The organism is Acinetobacter sp. USHLN143, from assembly GCF_037145695.1.
In the GTDB taxonomy this organism is placed as follows: domain Bacteria; phylum Pseudomonadota; class Gammaproteobacteria; order Pseudomonadales; family Moraxellaceae; genus Acinetobacter; species Acinetobacter fasciculus.
Genome location: NZ_JBBCWZ010000150.1, coordinates 1 through 2,127, shown reverse-complemented (window position 1 = coordinate 2,127; position 2,127 = coordinate 1). Strand labels below are relative to the sequence as shown.

The window sequence follows — 2,127 nt, the reverse complement described above, 5'->3', positions numbered from 1 at the left end:
GTCAGGTGAATGAAATTCATGCACGTGTAGCAGTCCTCAACAGATTTACGGAATTAGGTCGACCACTTACCCAAGTTACGCCTTAAATTTGGCTCAATTAGGGGCGCTTTGCATTTCAAATCTTTGTGCAACAAAGCCTATCAGATAACTCTTTGACAGAAATTGGTGGCGATGGTGGTTCATGGGGAATCGGTATTCCTATTTATAATTTAAATGCCAATGTTGCGTTGTCTGGAACGACTTATGGAACAGACAATAAGCAAGCAATTGCTTATAACATTATGGCATCTACAGAAGGCTATGGAATTGACAAGAAAACCGGTTTACCAAGCACAACCTCGATTATATTGATTGATGGTAAAAATGGTGAGCATGGTGAGGCTGTTAACTATTATGCTGGTTTTAGGAATATCGATGCTTTGATCAAGTCAGAAGGAATTATTAGTTATAAAGATGAAGGTATTTATATTCGCGCTGATAAGCTGCTGATTGGAGCCAAAGCTGAGCTTGCGATTGGTCAATTACCAGGATCTAAATATAATTGTACCAATGCATCGATCACTAAATGCGGGGGCTATGTGCCTCACGATAATTTTTCTAAACGTGATGATGTCCTGACTAATATTGCTTTTAAACTTGATGGAAATGGTGAACTTCTGATTATTCCTGGTGTAGACCCAACTAGCAGTTCACCAGATACCAACTTCCTGTCATTTAATGCAAACTTTGAGTTTAGACCCCTTACCGCAGAAGAAAATGCCAACAAAGATAATCTGGGAAGCTATTTTAGTATCGCCAATGAAGATATTGATTCAGCCGGGGTATTAAAAACTTCGTCAATTAACTTTAACCGGATGGAAGGTCATTTGGGTGTCAAAGCAAAAGTTCGTGTCAGTGCAGATACAGTGACTTTGGATAATCAGGTCAAACTCAATTATGAAAATAATATTGCAACACCATTTAAGACCAATTTTGCCATGGCGACCAATGGCAATATGCAAAACATGGCAAGTATTGCACTGACTGGTGGAACCATTCGTAGCACGATGGGAATCACACCACGTTAAAAATCAGGATGAGAAAAATGAAAAAAATAATATTAAAAAGTCTAGTGGTAGCTATGATGGGCCTAAGTGGTCAGGTATCTGCATTAACCTCATTGGAAGACCAAGAGCTCTCAGAAGTCAATGGGCAGGCTTTATTGTCAATGGAGGTTCAGTCTGGATTTAACCAGATGGATAATCTAGGAGCTACTTATGACCAGAGTAATATCTCATTTTATAAATTAGGCCTGGAAGCCGAGATGGAAATTAATACCAATATAAAAAAGCTACAACTCGGGTGTGGCGGTGTTAATGGTGCAACCGGCTGTGATATTGATATTGATCATATTGCCTTAAGTGGTAATCCTACGAATGGCGCGGATCGTGCCGCGACTTCAGCTCTGATTACTAATCCATTTGTACAATTTGCCATAAAAAATCCAAATCAGGCATCTACACGTGAAGTTTTAGGTTTCCGTTTAAGTGCGGAAAAGATTTCAGGTCTATTGACAATGGGGACAGAAAATAGTGCTACACCAAATGGTATTAACAGTTTCAGTGGTTATATGAAAACAAAATCTTCATCAGGAGTTGCAACAACCGCTCCTCGTGTCATGGATTATGCTGCAACTGGAATGAATATTGAGGGCACGGTAAAAGGCACTATATTAGGTCAACCATTACCTCTGGATTTACATTACACATCTAGCAATTATGCTTTCCAGTTAAATTCTACAACAGCACCTTTTACTATTCCTGCTACGATAGTGTCAGGAACAAGAATGAAAGAAGTTGTACTAAAAGGGACAGGGACAGTAGGTCGTATTGATTTTAAAGGACCATTAAAAGCAGAATTATTGGATGGAGCATTAAAATTAGATAAAGATATTACAGGCTACTTAACCGGGCTACAGACAGACATTACCGTTAAACAAAATCTCGGACTTATTCATGCTTTATATTTAGATAATCCTGTCCCGTCCTGAAATAAGTTTACACCTTAAGAGACTTATTTTATGGAACATAAACGAGAACAACGAGTTAAACGTACACAACGTGACTATAGCTTTGCCTTTAAAATGAT

General features: G+C 38.6%; 2 pseudogenes. Both read left to right on the top strand.

What is annotated here, in order from left to right:
* Positions 1–137: 137 nt before the first annotated feature.
* A pseudogene (locus tag WFH18_RS17280) lies at positions 138–1,067 on the top strand (hypothetical protein); the annotation flags it as partial.
* Positions 1,068–1,084: 17 nt separating this feature from the next.
* Positions 1,085–2,017 (top strand): annotated as a pseudogene (locus WFH18_RS17275) (hypothetical protein); the annotation flags it as partial.
* Positions 2,018–2,127 lie beyond the last annotated feature (110 nt).